This window comes from Rhodoferax sp. RT5P35 (assembly GCF_056521385.1).
In genome coordinates, this window is record NZ_JBWMAX010000386.1 from 1 (window position 1) to 1,016 (window position 1,016).

The following is a 1,016-nucleotide window of genomic DNA, read 5'->3' on the forward strand; positions in this document are numbered from 1 at the left end:
TGTTAAAAGGAGCTGCTTGCGCTGAATTAATAAGCGCGGGAGGCACTTTTCATTTAAATTTTTGTAGAGGGCAACTGTGGGAACTTAGGCTGGTGGCTTGCATGCGGGCCACCAGCCATTTTTTTGCCTGCAGCAATATCCGCATAAGCACATGTGGAACGCGTCGTTGGCAACGCTCGCCTGGGCCGCTACCGTGGTGGTTTCGTTTTCTGCAAAGTGAATCCATGCAAGTGCAAGCCCTCGGCCCCACCATTGGTGCGCTGGTGTCCGATATCGACCTGACCCTCCCCTTGAACGACCCCCAGCGCGACGCGCTGCTGGCGGCGCTGCTCCAGCACCACGTGCTGTTCTTTGAAAACCAACCGCTCACCGCACCCCAGCACCGCGACCTGGCGGCCTGTATTGGCAGTCTGCACATTCACCCCATCTACCCGCAGCACGCCGAGACCCGCGAGATCATCCTGCTGGACACCGACCTGGACAACCCGCCCGACAACGACAACTGGCACACCGATGTGACCTTCATCGACACCCCGCCCATGGGGGCTTTGTTGTCGGCCCGGCATTTGCCCCCATCCGGCGGCGACACGCTGTGGGCCAGCGGCATTGCGGCCTACGAGGCTTTGTCGGAGCCGTTTCGGCGCTTCATCGACCCGCTGCACGCCGAGCACGACTTTGCCCAGTCGTTCCCGGCCTGGCGCTATGCCCGCACACCCGACGAGCGGCAGCGCTGGGAGGCCGCCAGTGCCAAGAACCCGACGGTGGTGCACCCGGCGGTGCGCACCCACTCTGTCAGCGGGCGGCGCGGCCTGTTCGTGAACGAGGGCTTTACCAGCCGCATCGTCGAGCTGGAGAAGAAGGAGAGCGATGCGGTGATGGCCTTTTTGCGTGTCCACATCGCCAAGCCCGAGTTCACCGTGCGCTGGCGCTGGAAGCAGTTTGACCTGGCCTTCTGGGACAACCGGCTGACCCAGCACTACGCCACGGTGGACTACCTGCCGCACCGCCGCGTGATG

General features: G+C 62.8%; 1 protein-coding gene. It reads left to right on the plus strand.

What is annotated here, in order from left to right:
• Positions 1 to 224: 224 nt before the first annotated feature.
• Positions 225 to 1,016: taurine dioxygenase (gene tauD, locus AC097L_RS26545; protein WP_479589674.1), on the plus strand; the 792-nt coding region annotated here is incomplete at its 3' end.